This window comes from Streptomyces sp. NBC_01723, from assembly GCF_036246005.1.
GTDB lineage: Bacteria > Actinomycetota > Actinomycetes > Streptomycetales > Streptomycetaceae > Streptomyces.
Genome location: NZ_CP109171.1, coordinates 4,585,043 through 4,610,419 on the forward strand (window position 1 = coordinate 4,585,043; position 25,377 = coordinate 4,610,419).

At 71.1% G+C, this 25,377-nt stretch carries 24 protein-coding genes and 2 pseudogenes; 16 read left to right on the forward strand and 10 right to left on the reverse strand.

Annotated features, from left to right (window positions below):
* Positions 1-56 precede the first annotated feature (56 nt).
* Positions 57-1,118: an NAD-dependent epimerase/dehydratase family protein gene (locus tag OIE75_RS21260; RefSeq protein WP_307014216.1), complete on the forward strand. Its 1,062-nt coding sequence runs from the start codon at positions 57-59 to the stop codon at positions 1,116-1,118.
* Between the two features lie 14 nt (positions 1,119-1,132).
* Positions 1,133-2,200, forward strand: coding sequence for a lysophospholipid acyltransferase family protein (locus OIE75_RS21265; protein ID WP_329471817.1), 1,068 nt, complete (start codon positions 1,133-1,135; stop codon positions 2,198-2,200).
* Positions 2,201-2,245: 45 nt separating this feature from the next.
* Here OIE75_RS21265 and OIE75_RS21270 read toward each other — a convergent pair whose 3' ends face one another.
* The 3 genes from OIE75_RS21270 to OIE75_RS21280 all read right to left on the reverse strand — a co-directional run bounded on the left by OIE75_RS21270 (position 2,246) and on the right by OIE75_RS21280 (position 5,768).
* A complete protein-coding gene (locus OIE75_RS21270; protein WP_329471818.1) occupies positions 2,246-3,490 on the reverse strand; it encodes a DUF5667 domain-containing protein in 1,245 nt (414 codons plus the stop codon).
* Positions 3,491-3,722: 232 nt separating this feature from the next.
* Entirely contained in the window at positions 3,723-4,526 is an 804-nt protein-coding gene (locus OIE75_RS21275; protein WP_122615548.1) for an ECF subfamily RNA polymerase sigma factor, BldN family, read from the reverse strand.
* Between the two features lie 312 nt (positions 4,527-4,838).
* Positions 4,839-5,768, reverse strand: a complete 930-nt coding sequence (locus tag OIE75_RS21280; protein ID WP_307014220.1) for an HAD family hydrolase — start codon at positions 5,766-5,768, stop codon at positions 4,839-4,841.
* A gap of 96 nt (positions 5,769-5,864) precedes the next feature.
* On the opposite strand from OIE75_RS21280, the gene OIE75_RS21285 reads away from it, so the two are divergent.
* From OIE75_RS21285 to OIE75_RS21305, 5 genes are all read left to right on the forward strand, one after another.
* Complete coding sequence (locus OIE75_RS21285) at positions 5,865-6,206, forward strand: glutaredoxin family protein (RefSeq protein WP_307014221.1); 342 nt, start codon at positions 5,865-5,867, stop codon at positions 6,204-6,206.
* Positions 6,207-6,480: 274 nt separating this feature from the next.
* Entirely contained in the window at positions 6,481-7,245 is a 765-nt protein-coding gene (locus OIE75_RS21290) for a redox-sensing transcriptional repressor Rex (protein ID WP_125494775.1), read from the forward strand.
* Positions 7,242-8,948, forward strand: coding sequence for a glutamyl-tRNA reductase (locus OIE75_RS21295; protein ID WP_307014223.1), 1,707 nt, complete (start codon positions 7,242-7,244; stop codon positions 8,946-8,948). The genes OIE75_RS21290 and OIE75_RS21295 overlap by 4 nt, the downstream gene beginning before the upstream one ends.
* Positions 8,945-9,904, forward strand: coding sequence for a hydroxymethylbilane synthase (hemC, locus tag OIE75_RS21300; RefSeq protein ID WP_307014224.1), 960 nt, complete (start codon positions 8,945-8,947; stop codon positions 9,902-9,904). The genes OIE75_RS21295 and hemC overlap by 4 nt, the downstream gene beginning before the upstream one ends.
* Entirely contained in the window at positions 9,901-11,598 is a 1,698-nt protein-coding gene (locus tag OIE75_RS21305) for a bifunctional uroporphyrinogen-III C-methyltransferase/uroporphyrinogen-III synthase (protein WP_307014226.1), read from the forward strand. Before hemC ends, OIE75_RS21305 begins: the two co-directional genes overlap by 4 nt.
* Before the next feature lie 46 nt (positions 11,599-11,644).
* On the opposite strand, the gene OIE75_RS21310 is transcribed toward OIE75_RS21305, so the two are convergent.
* Together OIE75_RS21310 and OIE75_RS21315 are read right to left on the reverse strand one after the other, a co-directional pair.
* A complete protein-coding gene (locus tag OIE75_RS21310) occupies positions 11,645-11,824 on the reverse strand; it encodes a DUF397 domain-containing protein (RefSeq protein ID WP_329471819.1) in 180 nt (59 codons plus the stop codon).
* Complete coding sequence (locus tag OIE75_RS21315) at positions 11,821-12,654, reverse strand: helix-turn-helix domain-containing protein (RefSeq protein ID WP_329471820.1); 834 nt, start codon at positions 12,652-12,654, stop codon at positions 11,821-11,823. Before OIE75_RS21315 ends, OIE75_RS21310 begins: the two co-directional genes overlap by 4 nt.
* A gap of 144 nt (positions 12,655-12,798) precedes the next feature.
* Between OIE75_RS21315 and OIE75_RS21320 the strand changes: the two genes are divergently transcribed.
* The 4 genes and pseudogenes from OIE75_RS21320 (at position 12,799) to OIE75_RS21335 (ending at position 14,692) form a co-directional block, all read left to right on the forward strand.
* A complete protein-coding gene (locus OIE75_RS21320) occupies positions 12,799-13,236 on the forward strand; it encodes an ATP-binding protein (protein ID WP_443078381.1) in 438 nt (145 codons plus the stop codon).
* A gap of 265 nt (positions 13,237-13,501) precedes the next feature.
* Positions 13,502-13,840: pseudogene (locus OIE75_RS21325) on the forward strand (transposase); the annotation flags it as partial.
* A gap of 122 nt (positions 13,841-13,962) precedes the next feature.
* A pseudogene (locus OIE75_RS21330) lies at positions 13,963-14,545 on the forward strand (IS256 family transposase); the annotation flags it as partial.
* A gap of 6 nt (positions 14,546-14,551) precedes the next feature.
* Complete coding sequence (locus tag OIE75_RS21335; RefSeq protein WP_329474171.1) at positions 14,552-14,692, forward strand: hypothetical protein; 141 nt, start codon at positions 14,552-14,554, stop codon at positions 14,690-14,692.
* A gap of 150 nt (positions 14,693-14,842) precedes the next feature.
* On the opposite strand, the gene OIE75_RS21340 is transcribed toward OIE75_RS21335, so the two are convergent.
* Positions 14,843-16,408 (reverse strand): alpha/beta hydrolase, encoded by a 1,566-nt coding sequence (locus OIE75_RS21340; RefSeq protein ID WP_329471822.1) that lies wholly within the window; start codon positions 16,406-16,408, stop codon positions 14,843-14,845.
* Between the two features lie 639 nt (positions 16,409-17,047).
* Here OIE75_RS21340 and OIE75_RS21345 point away from each other — a divergent pair.
* Complete coding sequence (locus OIE75_RS21345; RefSeq protein ID WP_329471823.1) at positions 17,048-18,052, forward strand: helix-turn-helix domain-containing protein; 1,005 nt, start codon at positions 17,048-17,050, stop codon at positions 18,050-18,052.
* Between the two features lie 16 nt (positions 18,053-18,068).
* Here OIE75_RS21345 and OIE75_RS21350 read toward each other — a convergent pair whose 3' ends face one another.
* On the reverse strand, positions 18,069-18,725 hold the full coding sequence (locus tag OIE75_RS21350) for a TetR/AcrR family transcriptional regulator (RefSeq protein WP_329471824.1): 657 nt from the start codon (positions 18,723-18,725) through the stop codon (positions 18,069-18,071).
* Between the two features lie 116 nt (positions 18,726-18,841).
* Here OIE75_RS21350 and OIE75_RS21355 point away from each other — a divergent pair, with 116 nt between their 5' ends.
* Both OIE75_RS21355 and OIE75_RS21360 read left to right on the forward strand, forming a co-directional pair.
* Positions 18,842-19,834: an NAD(P)-dependent alcohol dehydrogenase gene (locus OIE75_RS21355; protein WP_329471825.1), complete on the forward strand. Its 993-nt coding sequence runs from the start codon at positions 18,842-18,844 to the stop codon at positions 19,832-19,834.
* 225 nt (positions 19,835-20,059) lie between these two features.
* Positions 20,060-20,911: a nitroreductase/quinone reductase family protein gene (locus tag OIE75_RS21360; RefSeq protein WP_329471826.1), complete on the forward strand. Its 852-nt coding sequence runs from the start codon at positions 20,060-20,062 to the stop codon at positions 20,909-20,911.
* On the opposite strand, the gene OIE75_RS21365 is transcribed toward OIE75_RS21360, so the two are convergent.
* Positions 20,908-21,327, reverse strand: a complete 420-nt coding sequence (locus OIE75_RS21365) for an SRPBCC family protein (protein WP_307014235.1) — start codon at positions 21,325-21,327, stop codon at positions 20,908-20,910. The genes OIE75_RS21360 and OIE75_RS21365 overlap by 4 nt on opposite strands.
* A 55-nt stretch (positions 21,328-21,382) precedes the next feature.
* Positions 21,383-21,841, reverse strand: a complete 459-nt coding sequence (locus OIE75_RS21370; RefSeq protein WP_307014237.1) for a MarR family winged helix-turn-helix transcriptional regulator — start codon at positions 21,839-21,841, stop codon at positions 21,383-21,385.
* Positions 21,842-21,942: 101 nt separating this feature from the next.
* Between OIE75_RS21370 and hemB the strand changes: the two genes are divergently transcribed.
* Complete coding sequence (hemB, locus tag OIE75_RS21375; protein ID WP_307014239.1) at positions 21,943-22,935, forward strand: porphobilinogen synthase; 993 nt, start codon at positions 21,943-21,945, stop codon at positions 22,933-22,935.
* 49 nt (positions 22,936-22,984) lie between these two features.
* Here the strand turns inward: hemB and OIE75_RS21380 are convergent, their stop codons facing one another.
* On the reverse strand, positions 22,985-23,734 hold the full coding sequence (locus tag OIE75_RS21380) for a DUF4232 domain-containing protein (RefSeq protein WP_329471827.1): 750 nt from the start codon (positions 23,732-23,734) through the stop codon (positions 22,985-22,987).
* Between the two features lie 210 nt (positions 23,735-23,944).
* Between OIE75_RS21380 and OIE75_RS21385 the strand changes: the two genes are divergently transcribed.
* Positions 23,945-25,324, forward strand: a complete 1,380-nt coding sequence (locus tag OIE75_RS21385; RefSeq protein ID WP_329471828.1) for a helix-turn-helix domain-containing protein — start codon at positions 23,945-23,947, stop codon at positions 25,322-25,324.
* The last annotated feature ends 53 nt before the right edge of the window (positions 25,325-25,377 follow it).

Sequence of the window (25,377 nt, forward strand, 5' to 3'; positions counted from 1 at the left end):
CCGGCGGGCGGGGAAGGCGGCAGGGTACGCAGTAGGGCGGAAGAAAGGCGCTGATCTTGGGCAAGGTCGTGCTCGTGACCGGAGTGGCCCGGCAACTCGGGGGCCGGTTCGTCCGGCGTATCCAGCGTGATCCCGACGTGGACCGGGTCGTGGGCGTGGACGCCGTCCCGCCGGAGCACCATCTGGGCGGCGCGGACTTCGTGCAGGCCGACATCCGGCAGTCGGCGATCGGGCGGGTGCTGGCCGAGACGGGTGCCGACACGGTCGTGCACATGGACGTCACGGGCACGCCGCTGGTCAGCGGCAGCCGTACGTCGGTCAAGGAGACCAACGTCATCGGCACGATGCAGCTGCTCGGGGCCTGCCAGAAGTCGCCGACCGTGCAGCGCCTGGTGGTGAAGTCCAGTACGAACGTCTACGGGTCCGCGCCGCGCGACCCGGCCGTCTGCACCGAGACCACCGCGCCCAAGTCCCTGCCCAGCGGCGGCTTCGCCAAGGACGCGGTCGAGGTCGAGGGGTATGTGCGGGGCTTCGCGCGCCGTCGGCCCGACGTGTCGGTGACCGTGCTGCGGTTCGCCAACATCCTCGGCCCGGACGCGGGTACGCCGCTCGCCTCGTACCTCGGGCTGCCGGTGCTGCCGACGGTGTTCGGGTACGACCCCCGGCTGCAGTTCGTGCACGAGGACGACGTGATCGAGGTGCTGCGGATCTCCTCGCACGAGCCGCGGCGGTCCACGCTGAACAGCGGGACCTTCAACATCGCCGGCGACGGCGTGCTGCTGCTGTCCCAGTGCTCGCGGCGGCTGGGGCGCCCCACGGTGCCGCTGCTGCTGCCGGCGGTCACCTGGGCGGGCACGCTCGTGCGTACGCTGGGGATGACGGACTTCTCCCCCGAGCAGATCCGGCTGCTCACCCACGGGCGGGTGGTGGACACCACGCAGATGCGCGAGACGCTGGGTTTTCGGCCGAAGTACACGACGGCCGGAGCGTTCGCGGACTTCGCGCGCAGCCGCGGTGCCGGGCTGCTGCCGCCGGAGGTCCTCGCGGGGGCCGTCGACCGGATCGCGGAGTTGTCCCGGCGGGGCAACGGCCACCTTCCGACCCAGAGCGCCAACTGAGGAGCGCATCAACAATGGCGGACGCCAAGGTCATTCCGTTCGACGACGACCGGTCGCGGGGGAGCGGTGCGGGGGGTGCGAGCGGCGGTAACGCGGTACCGCGTCCGGCGCGGCGCCGCGGTGCGGGAAGCCGACGCAAGGGCACGGGGGAGCCGGCGCCGGTGCGGGAGGTGCAGCCACTGCCCGTGCGGGGGGCCGCGGAGCAGGACGGCGACGTCCCCGTGGAGCCGGAGGACGCGGACGGCGGTCTGGAGCAGCGGATCGCGGGTGGGCTGGCCTTCCTGCGTCGCCGTCTCACCGGGGACTACGAGGTCGACGACTTCGGGTACGACGCCGAACTGACCGACCAGGTGCTGATGTCGCTGCTGCGGCCGGTGTACGAGAAGTACTTCCGGGTCGAGGTGAAGGGCGTCGAGAACATCCCGGCCGAGGGCGGTGCGCTGATCGTCGCCAACCACTCAGGGACGTTGCCGCTGGACGGGCTGATGATGCAGGTCGCCGTGCACGACCACCATCCGGCGGACCGGCATCTGCGGCTGCTGGCGGCGGACCTGGTGTTCGTGCTGCCGGTGGTCAACGAGCTGGCGCGGAAACTCGGGCACACGCTGGCCTGCGCGGAGGACGCCGAACGGCTGCTGGCGCAGGGCGAGCTGGTCGGGGTGATGCCGGAGGGCTTCAAGGGCATCGGCAAGCCGTTCGGCGAGCGCTACAAGCTGCAGCGGTTCGGGCGGGGCGGTTTCGTCTCCACGGCCCTGCGGCAGGGGGCGCCGATCATTCCGTGCTCGGTCGTCGGGGCGGAGGAGATCTACCCGATGATCGGCAACTCCAAGACCCTGGCGCGGCTGCTGGGCTTCCCGTACTTCCCGCTCACGCCGACGTTCCCCTGGCTGGGCCCGTTGGGCGCGGTCCCGCTGCCGACGAAGTGGACGATCCAGTTCGGCGAGCCGATCCCGACGGACGGATACGCGCCGGAGGCGGCGGAGGATCCGATGCTGATGTTCAACCTGACGGACCAGGTCAGGGAGCAGATCCAGCACACGCTCTACAAACTGCTCGTGCAGCGGCGGTCGGTGTTCTTCTGAGCGGCGGTGGGGTGCCCCCTGTTTTCAGGGAGCACCCCACTCGTGTCAGTCCGCGTCCTCCGCCTCGATGCCCAGGCCGGGCAGGAGGCCCGGGAGGAGCGGCGGGAGGGTGACGTCCGGCTCGGTGGGCAGGGTGTCGTCGCCCGTCGACGGGGAGGCGGGGCGGGTGTCCTCCTTGGGCGGGTCGAGCAGGCCGCCGGTGCCGCCACCGAGGAGTCCGTCGTCCTCGCGCCCGGAGTCGGACGACTCGCTGGGACCCCGGCTGTCGGTGCGGCCGCGGTCGGACGTGCCGGAGTCGCCGGTGTCGGGGGCCGACGAGCGGTCGGTGCCGGGCTTGTCCGTGGTCGCCGGGCCGGAGCCGCCCGGACGGCCGCCGGTGCCGCGGTCCTCGTCCTTGGAGGGTGGCCGGGGCAGCATGGACTGCAGCGGGGCCACGTCGTCGTCTATGGCGTCGAACACCGACGACACCTGCTCACTGACGTCCCCCAGCTGCACGGGCAGCCGCTCGCGCAGCGCTCCCCAGGACTCCCGGTGGGAACGGGAGAAGGAGGAGAGGGCCTGCATGGGGGCCAGCGAGTCGGGGTCGTGGGCGTAGGCCGCGCTGAGCAGCCGGTGTCCCTCGGAGGCGTCGTGCTGCATGCCGGAGAGGGCACGGCGGATCTCGTTGAGCGACTCGTGGTCGAGGGGGCCGCTGCGGCCGCGCTCCATCAGCCGTCGGGCCTCGCCGAGCCGGGTCGACGCCCGGTCCAGGTAGGCGCGGCCACGCTCGTCGTTCCCGTCGGCCAGGCCGAGGCGGAAGTCCTCTATGCCGCGCTTGAGGCCGTACAGCGAGTCGCCGGGCAGGGCGTCCGAACTGGCGGCGGCGACTCCGCCGAAGGCTCCCGCGGCCACGCTCACGCTCAGTCCGCCCGCGGTGAGGCCCTTGGCCAGCCGCGAACGGGGACGGAACCTGCTCAGCGGGGCCGCCCGGTGGCTGCCGCGCGCCCGGCGTTGCTCCGGGACCGGCGTGTCCCTCGCCCCACCGCCCACGGTGCCCTCCTGCAGCATGGCCTCGAACGCGGCCACCAGCTGGGCCCGCTGGACGACCTTGACCTCGGGATCCAGCTGCGGCCGGGGCAGCGTCTCCAGACCCTGCGCGAGGGTCACCAGATGACCCTGCTCGGTCGGATCCGCGGTGGCCCCGGCGGGCGCCGGTCCTCCGGGCTGCTCGGCCGCCCCGGGATCGGACTGCTCCTCCAGAGCCTGGGCGAAGGCGTTCGCCCGCCGGTGTGCCGATACGTTCGCGATCACTGGCGGCACCTCCTCTCGCTCTCGTCATGACGGTCGACTCCCCAGGGGGTCCTGAGGGTTGCACACCCCGATCGGAACCATCCGATCGGGTGATCGGCGTCGGCCGGGGAGTGACCACAGGGAGCCTGCATCCCGCACAACGAGCGGCGCGGCACATGGGTTACGGACGGTGGATGATCGGACCGCTGTCCCAACCGACTTTCACCGATGGTGATTTGGAAAACGCGGAGGGTCAGCGGGCGTCGTCCGGGAGCAGCCGGGCGAGGGTGCGCACGGCGCGGTACTGGAGCGTCTTGATGGCGCCCTCGTTCTTGCCCATGACACGGGCGGTCTCGGCGACCGAGAGACCCTGGAGGAAACGCAGCGTGACGCACTCCTGCTGCTGCGGGTTGAGTCGTCGTACCGCCTCCAGCAGGGCGGCGTTGGAGAGCGATTCGAGGACCGAGTCCTCGGGGGACCGCTCGACCTCGTTGGCGTCGAGCATCTCGCCGGTGGTGACCTCCAGCCGGAAGCGGCTGGACTTGAAGTGGTCGGCGACGAGGTTGCGGGCGATGGTCACCAGCCAGGCGCCGAAGTCACGGCCCTGCCAGGTGAAGGTGCCGATGCGACGCAGGGCCCGCAGAAAGGTCTCGCTGGTGAGGTCCTCGGCGGTCGCCTTGCCGCCCACGCGGTAGTAGATGTAGCGGTAGACGGTGTCGCTGTACTGGTCGTAGAGCCGGCCGAAGGCGTCGGCCTCACCGGCCTGGGCCCGTTCGACCAGGTCCATCATGCGGGCGCTGTCGCTGTCCGCGGCGGGGCGGCGGTGGGTGGTGGCGGCGGTCCCGGACGAGGACGACCGCGCGCGTCTGCCGACGGCGGCGCTCCCTTCGGCCAGTGCGTAGCACGGACCGGCGGGCGCGGCGGCGGCGGCGAGGGCGGAGACGGCGGGGACGGCATACGCGGTGGGGACGAAGCCGCGCAACAGGTCTTGGGCTGATTTGACCGTTGCGCGCAGCGTAGCCAGGCCCGAGGCGTCAACCCCGACGTGTGGGTACACGGGACTCCCAGAGGCAGAGCTTCCATCACGTGCAGTTCGGAACCTGTCACCCGTCGTAGCGAAGGTGGGGTACCGGAATGCGTCTGAGGAGAATAACGCTTCGTGCAGGCACTGCTACGCCCAGTTGCTCAAATCATCGATTACGTCGCTTCTGTGCCCGATTGACGCTCGATCAGTTGCGGCAAAGTGATCAGTAAATGACCGAAACAGTTCGGGTTCCTTGTTGCTACAGAGCGTGTTGTGGCCGATGTGAGGAAGTGTGAGGAACCGGGACTGGAGAGGGTGTCCCGCGGGTACGTCACATGGCTTGGGTCAGCGGCGGCGGCGGTGCAGCGCGATGGCCGCCGCGGTGCCGCCCGCCACCGCGCCGACGCCCGCGGCCGCGGGGATGCCGACCTTCGCCGCCTTGCGGCCGGTGCGGTAGTCGCGCAGGCGCCACTCCAGCTCCCGGGCGTGCTTGCGCAGCTTGGAGTCGGGGTTGATCGCGTACGGGTGTCCGACCAGCGACAGCATCGGGATGTCGTTGTGCGAGTCGCTGTAGGCGGCGCAGCGGGACAGGTCCAGGTGCTCCGCCGTGGCCAGCGCCCGTACCGCCTCGGCCTTCGCCGGGCCGTGCAGGGGCTCGCCGACCAGCTTGCCGGTGTAGACGCCGCCGATGGACTCGGCCACCGTGCCGAGCGCGCCGGTCAGGCCGAGGCGGCGGGCGATCACCTGGGCGATCTCCACCGGGGCCGCCGTGACCAGCCAGACCTTCTGTCCGGCGTCGAGGTGGGCCTGGGCGAGGGCGCGGGTGCCGGGCCAGATCCGCTCGGCCATGTACTCGTCGTAGATCTCCTCGCCGATCGACTTCAGCTCGGAGACGCGGTGGCCCTTGACGATCGACAGCGCGGAGTCGCGGGCGTCCTGCATGTGCTCCGGGTCCTCGAGCCCGGCCAGCCGGAAGTACGCCTGCTGCCAGGCGAACCGGGCGAGGTCGCGGGTCTCGAAGAACTTCCGCTTGTACAGGCCACGGCCGAAGTGGAAGATCGCGGCGCCCTGCATCACGGTGTTGTCGAGGTCGAAGAAGGCCGCCGCGCGGTCGTCGCCGTGGACCGGGAACTCCGGTTCCGCGCCGGAGTCGGGCGCGGTCTCCGGTGCGGACCGCGCGGACTTGCGGGCTGCCTCCGCCGAAGCCTCGCCTGCCAACACGCTCCGCGCCGTGGCGGAGCGCCTACGGGGAGAGAGCCATCCGAGAGCGGCCATGTCCGTGAGCATAGCCAGTTTGTTCGGAGGCTTCGGAGTCGAGAGGTTCGCAGGCTGTGAACTCTGGTCGACCGGGTCGTTAAAGGGCGCGGGAGAATGGCCGGCATGAGTCCCCTCTTCCGCCGAAAGCCCGCGCAGGCCCCGCAGACCCCGGGGGCCCCGCACTCCGCCCAGTCCCCTGAGCATTCCGAGAACCATCTCGTCACCCTCATCCGCAAACCCGGCTGTCATCTGTGTGATGACGCACAGCTCGTCGTGGAGAAGGTCTGCGCCGACCTGGGTGTCCCCTGGGAGGGGAAGGACATCACCCAGGACCGCCAACTGCACGACCAGTACTGGGAGCAGATTCCGGTCGTCCTGGTCGACGGCAGGCAGCACACCTTCTGGCGTGTGAACGAGGAACGGCTGCGCAAGGCACTGACCGACCAGTCCAAGTAGTCCGTATGGTCGCTTAGGATCGATGGTGACCAGGTCTCGGGGGCGTTGATCGTGAGGAGCGTGTACGGCTTTGCCCCCGATGAGTGAGGAACGAGGGTGCGTGTGCGCCGGTTCCCGTCGTGTGCGCCGGGGGCGCGTGACCCCGGTCACGTTGGCCGGGCAAATCGGACACCATCTTTGTGCACGCGTTCACAAAGACATAGCCTGCATTCGACGGGGCGGTCATGTAGGGACGTATGACCGCCTACAGCCCCGCTCTACCCGCAGGAGCACCGTGGCAACTGGCCGAACACACCGACCGGCGACCCGCAGCCGAGGGATTCCCGAGGCCACCGTCGCCAGGCTTCCGCTGTACCTCCGCGCCCTCACCGCGCTCTCCGAGCGTTCGGTGCCCACGGTCTCCTCCGAGGAGCTGGCGGCCGCGGCCGGGGTCAACTCCGCGAAGCTCCGCAAGGACTTCTCCTACCTCGGCTCCTACGGGACCCGGGGCGTCGGGTACGACGTCGAGTATCTCGTCTACCAGATCTCCCGTGAACTCGGCCTCACCCAGGACTGGCCGGTTGTGATCGTCGGAATCGGTAACCTCGGTGCCGCCCTCGCCAACTACGGCGGGTTCGCCTCCCGCGGATTCCGGGTCGCCGCGCTCATCGACGCCGATCCGGGGATGGCCGGAAAGCCCGTGGCCGGCATCCCGGTGCAGCACACGGACGAGCTGGAGAAGATCATCGAGGACGACGGTGTGTCGATCGGCGTGATCGCGACCCCCGCCGGCGCCGCCCAGCAGGTCTGCGACCGGCTCGTGGCCGCCGGTGTCACCTCCATCCTGAACTTCGCGCCGACCGTGCTGAACGTCCCCGAGGGCGTCGACGTGCGCAAGGTCGACCTCTCCATCGAGCTGCAGATCCTCGCCTTCCACGAGCAGCGCAAGGCCGGCGAGGAGGCCGCGGCCGACGGCGTCGCACCGCCCTCCGTCGCCCGCAAGCAGCGCCCCACCGAGCAGGGACCCGACGGGGACGTACCCGCCGTGATGCCGGCATGAGTCTCCTCGTCGTCGGGCTGAGCCACCGCAGCGCCCCCGTCAGCGTCCTGGAGCGGGCGTCGCTCGGTGAGGACGCGCAGCTCAAGCTGTTGCAGGACACGGTCGCCGCCGAACCGGCCACCGAGGCCGCGGTGCTGGCCACCTGCAACCGCATCGAGCTGTACGCCGACGTGGACAAGTTCCACGCCGGTGTCGCCGAGCTGTCGACGCTGCTCGCCCAGCACAGCGGGGTCGGCCTGGAGGAGCTCACTCCCCATCTCTACGTGCACTACGAGGACCGCGCCGTCCACCACCTGTTCTCGGTGGCCTGCGGGCTCGACTCGATGGTGGTCGGCGAGGGGCAGATCCTCGGCCAGATAAAGGACTCCCTGGCCCGCGCCCAGGACCTGCACACCGCCGGACGGCTCCTGAACGACCTGTTCCAGCAGGCGCTCAGGGTCGGCAAGCGCGCCCACTCCGAGACGGGCATCGACCGCGCCGGGCAGTCCCTGGTCACCTTCGGCCTGGAGCAGCTCTCCGCGGGGGCCGACCCGCAGACCTGGGCGAAGGGCAAGAAGGCCCTGGTCATCGGCGCCGGTTCGATGTCGTCGCTGGCCGCCGCGACGCTGGCCCGGGCCGGGGTCGCCGAGATCGTGGTCGCCAACCGCACCTTCGAGCGCGCCGAGCGCCTCGCACAGATCCTCTCCGAGGGCGACGACACGGACGTGCTGGCCCGCGCGGTACCGATGGACTCGGTGCCGTTCGAGCTGACACGTGCCGACGTGGCCGTCTCCTGCACCGGCGCGACCGGTCTCGTCCTCACGGCCGACTCCGTCGCCGCGACGGTGGAAGGCCGTACCGGCGCCCCCGCCGCCGAGGCCGACGGCGTACGGGACGAGCCGGAGGCCGCCGCCGCGCCGCTGCCGTCCCCGGGTGCCGCCGCCGACGAGAACTGCCCGCTGGACCTGTCCACCGTGCCGACCGGCTTCTCCGTCATGGGCGAGGCCGCCGTGGCCGGGATGGACGCGGCGACGCTGGAGCAGCACGGGGCCTGGGCCGCGGGCGGCGCGGCGGTGGACCGGCCGCGCGAGACCGGTCGGCCGGGTCCTGAGGCGGACGCCGAGCTGATCGGCGCGCTCGCCGCGACCGCCGCGAGCGTCGGCCGGATCCCCGAGCGCCGCCGGCCCGAGCCGGTCGCCGAGGTACCGCGCCCGCAGCCCGTGCTCTTCCTCCTCGACCTCGCCATGCCGCGCGACATCGACGCCGCCGTGCACCGGCTGGCCGGGGTGCGCCTGGTCGACATCGAGTCCCTCGCCGACGCCTCCGCCGACGCTCCGATGGCCGCCGACGTCGACATGGTCCGCCGTATCGTCGCCGACGAGGTCGCGGCCTTCGGCGCCGCCCAGCGCGCCGCGCACATCACGCCCACCGTGGTCGCGCTGCGCAGCATGGCCGCCGAGGTGGTGGCCGGTGAGATCGCCCGCCTCGAGGGGCGGCTGCCCGGCCTCGACGGCAAGCACCGCGCCGAGATCACCCAGACCGTCAAGCGAGTGGTGGACAAGCTGCTGCACGCGCCGACGGTACGGGTCAAGCAGCTCGCGGCCGAGCCCGGCGGCGCCGGGTACGCGGACGCGCTGCGCACCCTGTTCGACCTCGACCAGGAGACGGTGGCCTCCGTCTCCCGCGCCGAGAACAGCACTGAGAAGAACCGAGGGCCGGCATGACTGAGAAGGCACTGAGGCTGGGGACGAGGCGGAGCAAGCTCGCCATGGCCCAGTCCGGGCAGGTGGCGGACGCCGTGAGCCAGGTGACCGGTCGGCCCGTTGAGCTGGTCGAGATCACCACGTACGGGGACGTCTCGCGGGAGCAGCTGGCGCAGATCGGCGGCACGGGCGTGTTCGTCGCCGCGCTGCGCGACGCGCTGCTGCGGGGCGAGGTGGACTTCGCGGTTCACTCGCTCAAGGACCTCCCCACCGCGCAGCACGAGGGCCTGGTGGTGGCCGCCGTACCGGAGCGCGAGGACCCGCGGGACGTGGTCGTCGCCCGGGACGCGCGCAAGCTGACCGACCTCCCGCGCGGGGCGCGCATAGGCACCGGCGCGCCGCGCCGCATGGCGCAGCTCAACGCGTACGCCCGTACCCACGGGATGGAGATCGAGACGGTCCCGATCCGGGGCAACGTCGACACCCGCATCGGATACGTCCGCAGCGGGGAGCTGGACGCCGTCGTGCTGGCCGCCGCCGGACTGAACCGGGTGGGCCGCAGCGACGAGGTGACCGACTTCCTGTCGGTCGACACGGTTCTGCCCGCCCCCGGCCAGGGGGCACTGGCGATCGAGTGCACGGCGGACAACGCCTCGCTGATCGCCGCGCTCGGCGAACTCGACGACCCGTTCACGCGGGTCGCCGTAACGGCCGAGCGGTCACTGCTCGCCGCCCTGGAGGCCGGCTGCAGCGCCCCTGTGGGCGCCTTGGCCGACCTTCTGGCCGACGGGCAGACTGTCAAGGAGATGCGCCTGCGCGGCGTCGTCGGCACGACCGACGGCTCGACGCTGGTGCAGCTGTCCACCACCGGTCCCGTGCCCGAGACGCACGAGGCGGCGCTGGCGCTCGGTCGCGAACTCGCCACCGAGATGCTCGCCCAGGGCGCGGCCGGTCTGATGGGGGAGCGAGCACATTGAGCCCCACCGCCTTTCCCGCCGGTCCGGAGCACGGGCACGTCACCTTCCTCGGTGCCGGACCCGGAGATCCGGGACTGCTGACTCTGCGCGCCGTGGAGGCGCTGGCGCACGCGGACGTCCTCGTCGCCGAGCACGAGGTGCTCGACGTCGTACGTACGCATGCGCGGCAGGGCGTGTCCGAAGTGCACACGGATGCCGATCCGTCGGATCCGGGCACAGGCGCGCCCCAACTGAAGGTAGTTGACGGGGCGTCAACGACCTCGGGCGTCCCCGCTGTGCGGGATGCCGCACATCTTGTCATGGAGGCCGCGAGGGGCGGCAGGCGGGTCGTGCGTGCGGTGACCGGGGACCCCGGGCTCGACGCGTACGCCGCCGAGGAGATGCTGGCGTGCGCCGCGGCCGGGGTGCCCTTCGAGGTGGTCCCCGGTATCGCGAACGCCGTCGGCGTGCCCGCGTACGCCGGTGTGCCGCTGCGTGACGCCGAGGGCGCCGACGTGCGGTTCGTGGACGCCCGTACGGCGTCCGGCCGCTGCTGGACCGAGGTCGGCGCCTCGGACGGCACGGTCGTGGTCTCGACGACGCTGGACTCGGTGGCCGCGGCCGCCGGCGAGCTGGTGTCGGCGGGCCGCAAGCCGGACACGCCGCTGACGGTGACGATCGCCGGCACGACGACCAGGCAGCGCACCTGGACCGCGACGCTGGGCACGGTCGCGCAGACGCTGAAGCAGGCGAAGGTGCTGCCGTCCCCGGACGGTGGCCGCCCGGTGATAGCCGTGGTCGGCGAGCGTTCGGCCGCCGCCCGGCGCGACCAGTTGTCCTGGTTCGAGTCCAAGCCGCTGTTCGGCTGGAAGGTCCTCGTGCCGCGGACGAAGGAGCAGGCGGCGTCGCTCTCCGACCAGCTGACGTCCTACGGCGCCGTGCCGCACGAGGTCCCGACCATCGCGGTGGAGCCGCCGCGCACCCCGCAGCAGATGGAGCGGGCGGTCAAGGGCCTGGTCACGGGCCGCTACGAGTGGATCGCGTTCACCTCGGTCAACGCGGTGAAGGCGGTCCGGGAGAAGTTCGAGGAGTACGGGCTCGACGCCCGCGCCTTCGCCGGGATCAAGGTCGCCGCGGTGGGCGAGCAGACGGCCAACGCCCTGATCGCCTTCGGCGTGAAGCCGGACCTGGTGCCGAGCGGCGAGCAGTCGGCGGCCGGTCTCCTGGAGGACTGGCCCCCCTACGACCCGGTCTTCGACCCCATCGACCGCGTGTTCCTCCCCCGTGCCGACATCGCCACGGAGACCCTGGTCGCCGGGCTGATCGAGCTGGGCTGGGAGGTCGACGACGTCACGGCCTACCGCACGGTGCGCGCCTCGCCGCCGCCGGCCACCACCCGGGAGGCGATCAAGGGCGGCGGCTTCGACGCGGTGCTCTTCACGTCGTCGTCCACGGTCCGCAACCTGGTCGGCATCGCGGGCAAGCCGCACAACGTCACGGTGATCGCGTGTATCGGTCCGGCGACGGCCAAGACGGCCGAGGAGCACGGCCTGCGGGTCGACGTCATGGCTCCGGAGCCGTCGGTGCTGAAGCTGGCGGAGGCCCTGGCCGACTTCGGCACCCGGCGCCGCGCGGCGGCCGTGGAGGCGGGCGATCCGGTGACCCGGCCGAGCGAACGGCGGCCGGGGGCGCGCAGACGGCGGTCTTCGACGTGAGGTGAGGCGGGGCGTCCCCTGGGGGCGCCCCGCAGTGTTCGTTCCGTCAGCGCCCGGCGACGTACGGCAGGAAGACCGCCCAGGCGACCGACGTAAGGTCGAGGCGGGGGCCTGCGGGGTTCTTGGAGTCGCGGACGAGGACGTGACTCTCGTCCGGGGTGGCCACCTCGACGCAGTCGGGGCCGCTGGACGTGCTGTAACTGCTTTTTATCCACTCCAGCTTCATGTCTCTCCAAGTACTTTCTCGACGAGGGCCACCGACTCCCGAGGGCTGAGAGCCTGTGCCCGGATGATTCCATACTGAATGTCCAGGAGCTGCACCTCTTTCGGCTCCGCGATCACGCGGCTGATGTGCGCCACCTCGACATGACCGACGGTGGTGCCGTCCCCGAGTCTGAGCAACCTGAACGAGCCGTCGAGCCCTGAGTTCTCCTCGCGGCTCAGGGGCAGCACCTGGAGATCGACGTTGTAGAACTCGGAGACCCGCAGTAGCCGTTCGAGTTGCCCGCGCATCACCATCTTGCCTCCGATGGGCCGACGAAGCGTCGACTCGCACTGGACAAAACTGAAGACGGACTGGGCCGTTGTGTCGGTGACGATCTCCTGGCGGGCTACGCGGGCCGCCACCTGCTGCTCCAACTGGTCGGTGGTGAAGGGCGGGCGGCGGGCGCTGAGCACTGCCCGTGCATACCCCTCGGTCTGCAACAACCCGTGAACGACAGAGTTGTTGTACGCGCACAGCTCTACTGCACCCGCTTCCAGCTTCTTCAAGTCCCGTACCTTCTTCGGGTACCGGACCTCCGCCACATCCTGCTTGAGCGCCGCGATCTTCCCGCCCGCACCCAGCGCCTCATCCGCACGTTCCAGGTACTCCGGCCGAGGAATCCGCCGCCCCCGCTCGACCGACGAGACCAGTTCCTCCCCGTACCCGATGGCCACCCCGAACTCCGCCTGGGTGAGGCCGGCCGACTCGCGCCACAGCTTCAGTTGCCGTACGACGGTCCGCATCACCGCCCCGGCCTCTTCGTCGTCCGGCCCCGCTTCCCACTCGCTCATGCCGCCGCCCTCCCGCCGCGCGCCGTTCCCCGGACCAACCTTCGACCTCCGCGACCGGTCACCCCGGGCAGCCCGGACGGAACCGGACGCTCCACGGACAGACGCCGACCGCACGGGCCACCTGTCTTCACAGGTTATGCATGCATGAACACGCTGGGTGACATGAGTCAAGGGATCTCCACCCAGCGCGTTCCGTTGCACCAGTTCTCGGTGCCGCTGTCGGCTACGCGTCGTGGCGCACGGCTTGCCCGGCTGCTCGCGACCGAGAAACTGCTCGCGTGGGAGCTGCCGTTGGATCCGGCCCGGCTGATCGTGGCCGAACTCGCGACGAACGCCGCCTTGCACGGCCGTGTCCCCGGCCGGAGCTTCCGGCTCGCGCTCTCCGTCATCCCGCCGGGCACCCTCCGTATCGAGGTGACCGACACCCGCGGTGACCGGCTGCCGGTCCGCCCTCGGGCTACCGCGGACGCGGAGTCTGGGTACGGGCTGCTTCTCGTGGAGGAACTGACGGACCGCTGGGGCGTTCGGTGCGGGCCGGTGCCGTCCAAGACCGTATGGGCCGAGCTGGACGTTGCACCCTGACAAAGCGACCCATGGTCCCAGCGCGCAAGCCAGGATGGCGAGGGTGACACCTCACGGATCAGCGTCGAGGTGATGCCGGGCGGTCGTGGTCCGCACTCGGCCGACGATGGCGTCCCGCTGTGTGGTGTAGGCGGTCTCCGCGGTTGAGTGTGCGGGTTCTGCTCCCTCGGGTGCACCGTCTGCCGGTGTCTGCTCCCTGCTCAACCGACAGTCCCCCGTGCAACTGTTCGGAGTGAACGGGCAGTTCGACCCCAGGGGGTGCACGGTGGCCTTGTCCCAGCATGACCTACTTCGCCTGCTTGAGTCACTACGTTCGGCCGATGGTCTTCAACTCGTCCGCGAAGTCGCCGAAAGGTTGCTGCAGGAACTGATCGAGGCCGAGGCCACCACAAAGATCGGCGCCGAGTGGGGCGAACACACCGACACCCGCCCCAACTGGCGCAACGGCCACCGCGAGAAGACAGTGACCACACAGGCCGGTGACCTGGAACTCGCCATCCCGAAACTACGGGCCGGAAGCTTCTTCCCCAGCCTCCTCGAACGCCGCCGGCGCATCGACCAAGCCCTCTACGCGGTCATCATGGAGGCATACGTCCACGGCGTCTCCACCCGCTCCGTCGACGCCCTCGTCAAAGCCCTCGGCTCCGACACCGGGATATCGAAGGTGAGGTCTCCCGAATCTGCGCTGAGCTCGACGAACAGCTGGACGCCTTCAGGTCCCGGCCGCTGGACCACACCCGCTTCCCCTACCTGTTCCTCGAGGCCACCTACGTCAAGGCCCGCGTCGACCACCGCATCGTCTCCCAGGCGATCGTCATCGCCACCGGCGTCACCCAGGACGGCGGCCGCGAAGTCGTCGGCGTCATGGTCGGCGACAGCGAGACCCAAGCCTTCTCGCGGCCTGAACGGCGTCCGCCTGGTCATCTCCGACAGCCACAGCGGTCTGGTCAAAGCGATCCGCAAGGTCATGCTCGGCGCCGCCCGGCAGCGCTGCCGGGTCCACTTCGTCCGCAACGTCTTCGCCGTGATCCCGAAAGGCTCGGCGGAGATGGTCGCCGCGACGATCCGCACCGTCTTCGCCCAGCCCACCGCGGACGCCGTCCGCACCCAGCTCGACACCGTCGCCGACATGCTCGGCCGGCAGTTCCCGAAGCTCAGAGAGATGCTGCTGGAGGCCAAGGAAGACCTGACCGCGTTCGCGGACTTTCCCCACCAGCACTGGTAGAAGATCCAGTCGACGAACCCGCTGGAGCGGCTGAACCGGGAGATCAAACGCCGCACCGACGTCGTCCAGGTCTTCCCGAACCCGACCGCCGTGATCCGCCTCGCCACCGCGGTCCTCGCCGAACTCCACGACGAATGGATCGCCTTCCCTCGCCGCTACCTCTCCAACGAGAGCATGGACGCCCTCTACGCCGACACCCCGACCGTCCTACCAGCCGCGTCAGACGACTGATCGCCTACACCACAGCAAGAGGCATGACCGAACCAAAATGTACAAACAATAATAAAACGACTATTCGGGCGTGTTCGAAGGTGCCGTGCAGGTGGGGACGGCGGCATCGTCTGACCGCCACGGTTCCGCACCGGCCGGTGCGGAACCGGGTCATTCGAAGGTGCAGCGGGCGTTCGCGGGCGGGGAGGTGAGGTTCACGAGGTAGTCGGCGACGGCGTCGTCGACGCAGGTATTGCCGGCGATCAGGGCGGCGCCGTGCTGCTCGCCCTCGACGGTGAGCAGGCTGCCTTCCAGCGCCTCGGCCAGGTGGGTACCTTCCTCGTACGGGGCCACGGGGTCGCCGGTGACAGCGACGGTCAACGTGTCGGGCAGGCCCTTGATGTCCGTGGCGTAGGGATAGCCCAGGGTCGGCTCCACGGGCCACGCCTCACACATGTTCCGGGTGTCGTCCAGCGGCCGGCCGGTGTCGAGGAAAGGGGCGATCTTGGTCATCGTGCGCCTGAGCTTCGACTCCTGTTCCGGGGTGTGCCGTTCCTCGTCCAGGCAGTTGATGACCTCGGTGGCTTCGAGGGCATTGCTGTAAGTGCCGTCGGCATACCGCTGGTAGTAGGCGTCATGCAGTCCGATCAGGGCGTCGCCGCGTCCGCTCTGCACCTCGCGGATGCCCTTGATGATCGTGGGCCAGCTCGCCTCCGAGTACAGGCCGGCGACGACCCCATCGATCGCGTCGGAGAAGCTGAGGACTCGCCCGTCCCCGGCCGGGACCGGCTCGTCGATCAGGGGCTGGACGATCTCCTGGAACCGTTGGGTCACCGCCTCGGGGTCGGAACCGAGCGGGCAGTCCGGCATTTCCGTGCACGAAGCGCCCATCAGCTCGAACGAGCGCTGCACGCCGGTGTACTGCTGCTTACGCCGCTCCATGGTGCCCGCGTAGGGGTCCATCGGCCCGTCGAGAACGAGCGCGCGGACGTTCTCGGGGAACATCTCGGCGTAGACCGCTCCCAGCCGTGTGCCGTAACTCGCGCCGAAGTAGCTCAGCTTGTCGTCGCCCAGCACCGCCCGCAGCACGTCCATGTCACGCGCGGCGTCGCGGGTGCCCACGTTGGAAAGGAACTCCTCACTCCCGGTGCGCTCGGCGCACTGCTGCATCCACTGCCGCGTCTCCTCCTCTGTCCAGCTCGCGACGTTGGTCGTCTTCTCCGACATCTCGTCGTTCTCGCGTTCGGCCTCGGTGTAGCAGTCCAGCGTGGGGGTGGACGCGCCGACGCCGCGCGGGTCGATGCCGATCAGGTCGAACTGTTCCAGGACCGGGCTGTCGGGCGCCATCGCAGCGATCAGCGGGGCGAAGCTCATGCCCGCGTATCCCGGGCCGCCCGGATTGGTCATTAACGACCCGACCGGCTCCCCGCCCTTCGCCGGCACCCGCAACAGCGCGATCGACACCGTCTCGCCACCCGGGTCCTCATAGTCCATTGGCGCCTCCATGCGGGCGCACTCGAACTGGTCGTTCGCGAACAGCTCCGCATCGGTCTCGTTGCTCGCATAGGGCTCGCACGGCTCGAAGGTCAGCTCCTGTTCGTAGAAGCGCCGCAGCTCCTGCGAGGTCTCCTGCGACGACTTGTCCGCGCTCGACGACGTGCAGGCACCGAGCATTCCCACCAGCAGCAGCGTCACACCGACCGCTGCTGTTCGATGGACGCGGGCACGGGTACGCATGCTTCTCCTTAAACGGCGAGTGCGCGAGAACGGCCTCCCGCTCGCCAAGGGGGTTACCTAGAAATCCATGATCCCCAGGCGCCGGGGCCGTGACGAGTGACGTCCGTCAGCGGTGCGAGTGACGGATGTAATGGGGGAGCGATGACAGCGCGCACGACTCGCTGAGCTACACAGAGAGGGAGCAGTTACCGGCAGACGGTGCACCCAAGGGAGCAGAACTGGCGCACTCAGACGCGGAGATCGCCTACACCACACAAGCGGGACGCCATCCGGCCGACAGCCTTCTGGTGCGTGCCAACCACTCGTAAGTGCTTGTCCGATGACCCGCCCGGGGCCGGCTCCCGGCGGGCGCGACAGTGGAGCCCGGGAAGGCGGGACTCGGTGGCGCGTGGGCCGGGGCTTCGGGCGGTAAAAGACCTAAGAACCCTGGGAAATTACCCACCCAACCAACCAAACCCGCGTCGATCACACGGGCGGGTGAAAAGCGGCCGAATGGGTGGCGCGGGGGTCGGCGCTGCGTGCAGTCTCTGCATGAGGCGGGTTCATGCCTCTGGAATATCCCACGCACATGCATCGGCCCCCGCCGGGACGGCAATCCCAGGGCGAGGGCCTGACCAACAAGGAAGCAGACCCTTCCCCATGGCTGAGCAGAAGACTAACGCTGCAGCGCGTCCGAGTCAGGGCGTTCGCCGGTCCACCACCCCCTCCGGTGTCACCCACGTACGCACGTACCAGTCGGGTCAGTACGTCGTCATCGGTAATCACCTCGCCCAGCACCGTCAGCTGTCGCTGACCGCGATCGGGCTGGCCACGCACATCCTGTCGCTGCCGGAGGGTGCGCTCGTCGACATCCGGTCGCTTGCCGAGCGCTTCCCGGAGGGGCGTGAGCGCATCGGTTCCGGGCTGCGGGAGTTGGAGGAGCACGGCTATCTCGAGCGGTTGCGTGAGCGTTCGGAGGCGGGGCGTCTGGTCACGCGTACGTACGCTCACCACACGCCCGAGCGGGCGGTCTCGCCCGTCGTACGTCGACGCGTTGTGGCGGTGGTGCGGGAGGGCGGGGATGCGGCTCCCCGCTCGTCAGAAGGAGCGCACGAACCCTCACCGGAGGGTGACCAAGCCCAGGAGTCGGCTCGGACGCCGATTCGGTGCGGTGAGCCCGTGGCCGCAAGGGTGCGGCCTGCCGTCGCCCCGGAGATGCCCAGAAGCGCGGCGGCGGCGGTTCCTTCCCTGCCGCGGAGGTCCCGGCACCACGACAAGGCCGTCGCTCTCCTGACGGGACTGCGCCGTACCGACGACCGCCTCACCCTCTCTTCCCGAGACGTCAGTACTCTGGTTCCGCGTGTCATCCGCTGGTTCGAACGTGGGGCTACGGCCGATGTCATCCATCGTGTCCTGACCTTCGACCTGCCTGTGGACATGAGGCGTGCGGCTGGTGTGCTCGCGTATCGGCTGAGCGAAATGCTGCCTCCGCCTCTTCCGGCCGTCCCGACACCGTCACCGCGCCCGACCGCTGTCGCGAGCGGGCCCGACCCCTTTCAGACCTGCGACGGTTGTGAGCGGGCCTTCCGGGCCGCGCAACCCGGTCGCTGCCGCGACTGCCGGTCCGACTTGCCCATGGACGCCAACGCACCTCTGGCAGCCTGAGCCGCCCTACCCACGGCTACGGGTGTCCCGCTGGCCGGTGCACCCCGGCCAGGTCCATCGCCGCCGCGGGCGGCAGCTGCCCGGGGCGGGACGGCGGGTGGGCCTGGAAGGCCTGGAAGAGGTAGGCGAGGAGGCGGCGGGCGGCGGGGAGGGCCACGTCGGGGGGTTGGCAGGCCAGGCCGTTCACCGCCAGGAGGAGCAGGGGGATGTCGGCCGGGTCGAAGTCCTCGCGGAGCTGTCCGGCCTCGCGGGCGCGCTCGATCAGCCGGGACAGGCGCTCCTCGGCGCAGGCGCGTTCCTCGGCGTGGTCGAGGGCCTCGGGGAACCCCGCCATGAACACCGTGTCGAAGCCGCGGTCGGTGACCAGCGTGGTGCACACCTGCTCCAGGAGGGTGTACAGGCCGTGCCCCGGGCTGGGGTCGGCCATGGCCTCCTCGAAGGCCGCCGCGCACACGCTGAGCTGTTCGGCGAAGGCGGCCGAGACCAGTGCGGAGCGGGTGGGGAAGCGGCGGTAGAGGGTGGCGACGCCGACACCGGCCCGGCGGGCGACCGCGCTCATGGGGGCGTCGACGCCCTGGGCCGCGAACACCTCGCGCGCGGCCTCCAGGACGCGCTCGCGGTTGCGGCGGGCGTCCGTGCGCAGGGACGGCTTGTGAGAGGTCTGATCAGGCATTGTTTCTCACTTCCCGGCAAGTGGACGGTGTCGTCCACTTACGTGCCTAGCGTGAGCGTAGCAGCGGGCGCGGGCCTCGCCTCCGCGCTCCCCGAACGCGACCTTGGGACGAGACCATGAGCGAGATCACCAGCGAGATCACCAGCGAGATCACGAGTGAGATGAACGCGGTTCTCTTCGACCGTTTCGGGCCTCCGGACGTGCTCTACGTCGGCCGGCGGCCGGTGCCGGCCGTCCCTCCCGGCGAGGTGCTGGTGCGGGTGCGCGCCGCCGGGGTCAACGGCGGGGATCTGCTGGACCGGACCGGCAAGGTGCGGCTCGTGACCGGCCGGGCCTTCCCCAAGGCGTGCGGCATCGACTTCGCGGGGGAGGTGGCCCGGGTCGGGTCGTCCGTCTCCGGGGTGAGGGAGGGGGAACGGGTGTGGGGGCTGCTGGGGCGCAGTACCGGTGCCATGGCCGAGTACGTCGCCGTCAGTCCTCGGCGGATCGCGTCCGCGCCGGAAAACCTCACCCCGGAGGAGGCCGTCTCGCTGCTCGCGGGCGCGACCACGGCGGTGACCGCGCTGCGCGACAAGGCCGGTCTGCAACCCGGTGAGCGGCTGCTGGTGCGGGGCGGGAGCGGGGGCGTGGGCAGCGTCGCCGTGCAGGTCGGCAGGCTCCTCGGGGCGCACGTCGTCGCGCTCGCGGGCGGGAGGAACCTCGACTTCGTGCGCGGCCTGGGTGCCGACGACGCGCTGGACCACCGGACGACCGCCCTGCCCGCGCTCGGGCGGTTCGACGTCGTCCTCGATACCGTCGGTACCGAGCAGTCCCGCGTCCGCCGCCTGCTCGCGCCGGGCGGGCGCATGGTCGCCGTCACCATCGACTTCGACCGGCCGCTCGCGGGGATCGCCGGCGTTCTCGCGTCCGCCGTGCACGGCAGGGGCCGTATCCGCGCCTTCAGCGGCAATCCCGACAGCGCGCTGCTGGCCGAGGTCACGCGCCTCGTGGACCACGGCGACCTCGTGCCCGTCGTGGACACCGTCCACCCGCTCGACCGTGTCGCCGACGCCCACCGGGCTCTGGAGGCCGGTGGGGTGCGCGGCAAGCACGTCGTCCGGGTCGCCTAGGGCAACCGGAAGCGCCTGGAGGTGCGTTGACAGGCTGCGGGCGGGTGCGTGTAATGAGGGTGGTGCCGCGTGGCGCCGGTCAAAGAGCAGTGGGCCGGCCGGCGATCGGGCGAGCGCCCTTCACCCCAAGGGTCCGTGATGCGTTCCTACTCCGCGCCCTGACACGACGTAGCCCCTGAGCACGTCGTCGTCCCTCTCGCACTTTCCCGGAGACCCGAGAACCGTATGCCCACGTCATTCCAGCAGCCCGTCACGCACGAGGACGGGAACCTGCTCCTGCTCACCACCACCGGCGCCCGGACGGGGCGTCCGCGCATCACCACGCTCGGCTACGTCCGCCACGGCGGCGCCCTTCTGGTCGTCGCCTCCCACCTCGGTTCGCCACGCCATCCCGGCTGGTACCACAACCTGCTCGCCCATCCCGTCGTCGGCGTCGAGATCGGCTCCCGGTCGTTCGAAGCCCTCGCCGTGCCCGCCGAGGGGGCCCGGCGCGAGGAGCTGTTCGCCTACGTCGTACGGAGGGCGCCCGGTTACGGCGACCACCAGGCCCGGACCGCGAGGCCGCTGCCGGTGGTCGTGCTGGAGCGGGCCGAGCCCGAGGGGTGGGAGGCGCCGGAAGAGGTCCGTAGCCTCGCCGACAAACTTCTGGAGGTGCACACCTGGCTGCGGGGGCAGTTGCGGCAGGTGGGGGCCGAGGTCGAGGCCCACTTCGCGTCCCCGGCGGCGGCCGGTGCGCCGCCCGGGCTCGGGCTCCAGATCAGGCAGCGCTGCCTCGCCTTCTGCCAGGCGCTGGAGTTCCATCACGCGAGCGAGGACGGGCACCTGTTCCCGGGGATCGCCCACCACCACCCCCACCTGGCCGACGTCTTCGACCGCCTCGCCGACGAGCACCGTACGGTCGCCCGCGTCCAGGGCGAGCTGGCGGCCCTGCTGGCCGACATCGCCGGCGCCGACCCCCGGCGCTTCCGCGCCGAGCTGGCGGAGATGTCCGCACAGCTGAACGCGCACCTCGACTACGAGGAGGAGGTGCTGCTCCCGCTGTTGGCCGAGGTGCCGTGGCCGCCGGTCGCGCCCTAGAGGGACTCCAGCACTTCCTTGAGGCGGGCCAGGTCGGCGGCGACCGTGGTGGCGTCGCGCTCGAAGGCGGCGTCGCCGGTCCCCGGCTGCCGGCGGACGGTGAAGACCACCTCGCTGCCGGTGCCGTCGGCGATCACCCGCACCGGGTTGTGGACGGTCTCCCCGGAGGGCAGCGTGACGTGGTGGTCGAGGACGCCCAGGTCGTTGCGGGGGACGAAGGCGACCTCGACCCGGCCCATGGGGGAGGAGGCGGCGAACCAGCGGCCGTCGACCTGCTCCATGGACCCGCCCAGCCCGTGCGCCCAGGCGGGCAGGTTGGCCGGGTCCGAGGCGTAGGCGTAGACCTCGTCGACGGTGCGGTCGATGTGGATGCCGAGGTGGCGCGATTGCCTGTCTGTCCTGCCTGTGCCGTTCATGGCAGCGACGGTAGTGGGCCGCCCCGCGCCCTTTCTTGAACGAATCGGACAGGCCCTAGTGGTGCCAGGCCTTGCCGCCCGTGTTGTGGATGAAGCGCTGGAGCACCTTCACGGTGGTCAGGTACTCCTCGTCGGAGATCCCGGCGTGGCGCTCCGTCCACAGGTCGCGCTGGAGGGCGGCGGCCTTCGCGTGGAAGGCGCCGCCCTCGGGGGTGAGGGTGAGCCGGCCGTCGGGGGACTGGGTGATCCAGCCCCGGGTGACGGTCGCGTCGATCTCCGACTCCATCAGCTCCGGGCCCGCGTCGAGGTAGTTCCGCAGGAGGCGGGAGATCTCGTCGCGGGTCTTCGGGGTGCCGGCGCCGGCGACCTGGGCGAGGACCCACCACTGGGGTTGGGTCGTGCCGATCTCGGCGAGGGCCGCCTGGGTGCGGGTGACGACTGCCTTGTAGGCGGCCCAGCTCCAGTAGCCGATGGGCTGCTGGATCAGTTCGGTGTCGCTGTGCGAGTAGTCCATGGGGCCGACCGTAGAAGCTGAAGTTTGGTTGAGGTCAAGGGCTTCCCGGTCCGACTCCCCGTCGGCAAAGGCACGGGTGGGGCGGGCGTAGCGTAGGAGCCATGACGACGTACGGATCCTTTCCCGGCACCCGGCCCCGGCGGCTGCGGACCACCCCCGTGATGCGTCGGATGGTCGCCGAGACCCGGCTCCACCCCGCAGACTTCATCCTCCCCGCCTTCGTGCGCGAGGGCGTGCGGGAGCCGGTGCCGGTCACCGCGATGCCCGGGGTCGTCCAGCACACCCGGGACACCCTCAAGAAGGCCGCCGCCGAGGCGGTCGAGGCCGGGATCTCCGGGATCATGCTGTTCGGCGTGCCGGAGGAGGAGAAGAAGGACGCCGTCGGGACGACGGGGACGGATCCGGACGGGATCCTCCAGGTCGCGCTGCGTGACGTGCGGGCCGAGGTCGGCGACGACCTGCTCGTCATGTCCGACCTCTGCCTGGACGAGTTCACCGACCACGGGCACTGCGGTGTGCTCGACGCCGAGGGGCGGGTCGACAACGACGCCACCCTGGAGCGGTACGCCGAGATGGCCCAGGTCCAGGCCGACGCGGGCGCCCATGTGGTCGGCCCCAGCGGGATGATGGACGGCCAGATCGGCGTCGTCCGGGACGCGCTGGACCAGATCGGGCGGGAGGACGTCGCCGTCCTCGCGTACACCGTGAAGTACGCCTCCGCCTTCTACGGGCCCTTCCGCGAGGCCGTCGGATCCTCGCTGGAGGGGGACCGCAAGACCTACCAGCAGGACGCCGCCAACGCGCGGGACGCGATGCGCGAGCTGGCGCTGGACCTCGAGGAGGGCGCCGACATGGTGATGGTCAAGCCGGCCGGCCCCTACCTCGACATCCTCGCCAAGGTCGCCGAGGTCTCGGACGTGCCCGTCGCCGCCTACCAGATCTCCGGCGAGTACTCGATGATCGAGGCCGCCGCCGAGAAGGGCTGGATCGACCGCGACCGGGCCATCCTGGAGTCGCTCACCGGGATCAAGCGGGCGGGCGCCCGCAACATCCTGACCTACTGGGCGACCGAGGCCGCTCGCACACTGCGCTGACCGACCGGTGCCGGCCCCGCACGCACGGCGTGCGGGTGCGCGGACCCCTTCAGTACTCGAGCGCGTTCGCGGCGCTGGTCTGCCAGTACGTGACCGTCAGGGCGCTGTCGACGAACACGCCGTCCGAGGGCAGCGTGACCCGGGCGATGGAGCCGTCCTCGAAGGGGATGGTGAGGGTCTGCGTGTCGTAGCCGCCCTCGCCGCTGCCGTCGCCGGACGACAGCCGCACGCCCGCGTAGCCGGACTCGCCGGGGGCCAGCGTCGTCAGCGACTGAGGCTTGCTGGACTCCGCGACGGGCGGCACCGACTGGGCCTCGCCGAACCGGGCCGCCGGGTACTCGGGCAGCGCGCAGGTCTTCGAGCCGGTGTTGGTCGCGGTCAGCAGCAGGTGGTTGATCGGGCGGGGCGCGTTCGCCGCGGTGATCCGCACGTCGGAGGCGGAGCACTTGCCGGGCAGGCCCGGGTCGGACTGGTCTTCGCCCGCGCCCGCGCCGGCGCCCGAGCCCGCGCCGGCGCCCGAGCCCGAGCCGGCGCCCGAGCCCGCGGCGGAACCCGAGCCCGCGGCGGAACCCGAGCCGCCGCCGTTCCCGGAGTTCGGCGCCTGGGCGGTGTCCTCCTTCGCGTCGCCCGAGCCGCCCTTGGCGGACGGCTGGTTGGTGTTCCCGGCCACGGAGGTGTTGGCGGCCGGGGCCGGGGCGCCGGAGTCGACGCCGTCGCCCTCACAGGCCGTCAGGGAGAGCGCGGCCAGCGCCACCGTGGTGGCGGCGAACAGGCGGGTGCGAGTGGTGCGTGCGGACATGGAGGTCCCCCTGTGAATCTGGTTACTGAGGTGAGCCGCTCGACCGTTCGCCGGGAGCGGCTGCTTGGATGACCACAGCTTGCGGTCGGGTCCGTCCCGGCCGCCAGAGACCGCGGAGCATACGGGACGGTGGGACGCCCGGAACGCTCTGACCTGCGGGAACAACGTCCCTCTGGGACGCGGCACGGGGATGCGAGAGAGGGTGGAACGGTGGCGGGGGACGACTTCGCTGGACTGCTGCGGGAGTTGAAGGAGCGGTCCGGGCTCAGCTACGGGGCACTGGGCAAGCGGCTGCACATGAGCGGCTCGACCCTGCACCGGTACGTCAGCGGAGAGGTGGTGCCGGTCGAGTTCGCCTCCGTCGAACGCCTCGCCCGCGTGTGCCGGGCGACCCCCGAGGAACTGCTCGAACTCCACCGCCGCTGGATCCGCGCTGACGCGCTGCGCGGCGTGAAGAAGGAGGAGAGCGGGGAGGCCGAGGGCACGGAGGCGGCCGAGGCGGCCGAGGCGGCCGAGGCGGCAGAGGGGGCAGAGGCGGCAGAGGCGGCCGAGGGGGCAGAGGCGGCCGGGAGGACCGAGGCCGCCGGGGGCGCCGAGGAGCCCGGGGAGTCCGAGGAGTTCGGGAAGTCCGGGGAGCCCGGGGAGCCGCCCGGGGAGCCCGGCGAAGCCGTCGGAAGCGCGGAGCAGGCCCCGTCCCGCCGCCGGGTCCCGCGCGCCGCGCTCTACGCCGCGTCCGGCGTCGTGGCCGTCAGCGCCGCCGTCGCGCTCGTGGCGAACCTCGTACCGGGCACGGACGACGGTACGGGGCACGGTCGGGCCGGCGCCGTCGCGCGGAGCTCCGCCTCGGCGTCCGGGACGGCCACCGGATCCGCCACCCCGAGCGCCTCCGCGTCCCCGTCCGGCTCCCCCTCGGGCTCCCCGGCCGCTTCCCCCTCCGCGTCCCCCTCCCGTCCGGGTACCGCGTCGCCGAGCCGGGAGGCACCCGCCAACGGCCCCGCGCTGACCGTGTCGACCACCCCGTACTACTGGGACGTGCCCTGCGACCACGCCTTCCTGGTCGACCGCAGCCCGAAGAACGTGCCGAAGCCGCCCCCGCAGCAGGACGCCGTCGGCTGGGCCACCCCCCTCAACGCGGTCTCCGCGAACCGGCAGATGACCGTTCTCACCGTGCAGGGCACCGGCCCGGAGACGGTGGTCCTGGAGGACCTGCACGTCCGGGTGGTGGACACCGGACCGGCGCTGGACTGGAACCAGTACGTGATGGGCAACGGCTGCGGCGGCCAGGTGAACGTCACGGCCTTCGACGTCTCCCTCGACCTGGGCACCCCGCTGGCGACGCCGATCGGGGGCCAGCGGGACTTCCCGTACAGCGTCAGCGAGTCCGACCCCGAGGTCTTCCACGTCAACGCGCACACCAGCGGCCAGAACGTCAGCTGGTACCTGGAGCTGGAGTGGTCCAGCGGCGGCCGGCACGGCACGACCCGCGTCGACGACCACGGCAAGCCGTTCCGCACCAGCGCCTCCCGGGACAGCTCGTACTACGCGTACCCCCTCGGCAGTGACGCGTGGGAGTTCGTGGAGGGCGACTGACACCGGGTGACGCCCTGTCCGCCGCGAGGCCGCACGCGTGTCCGCATCACGGA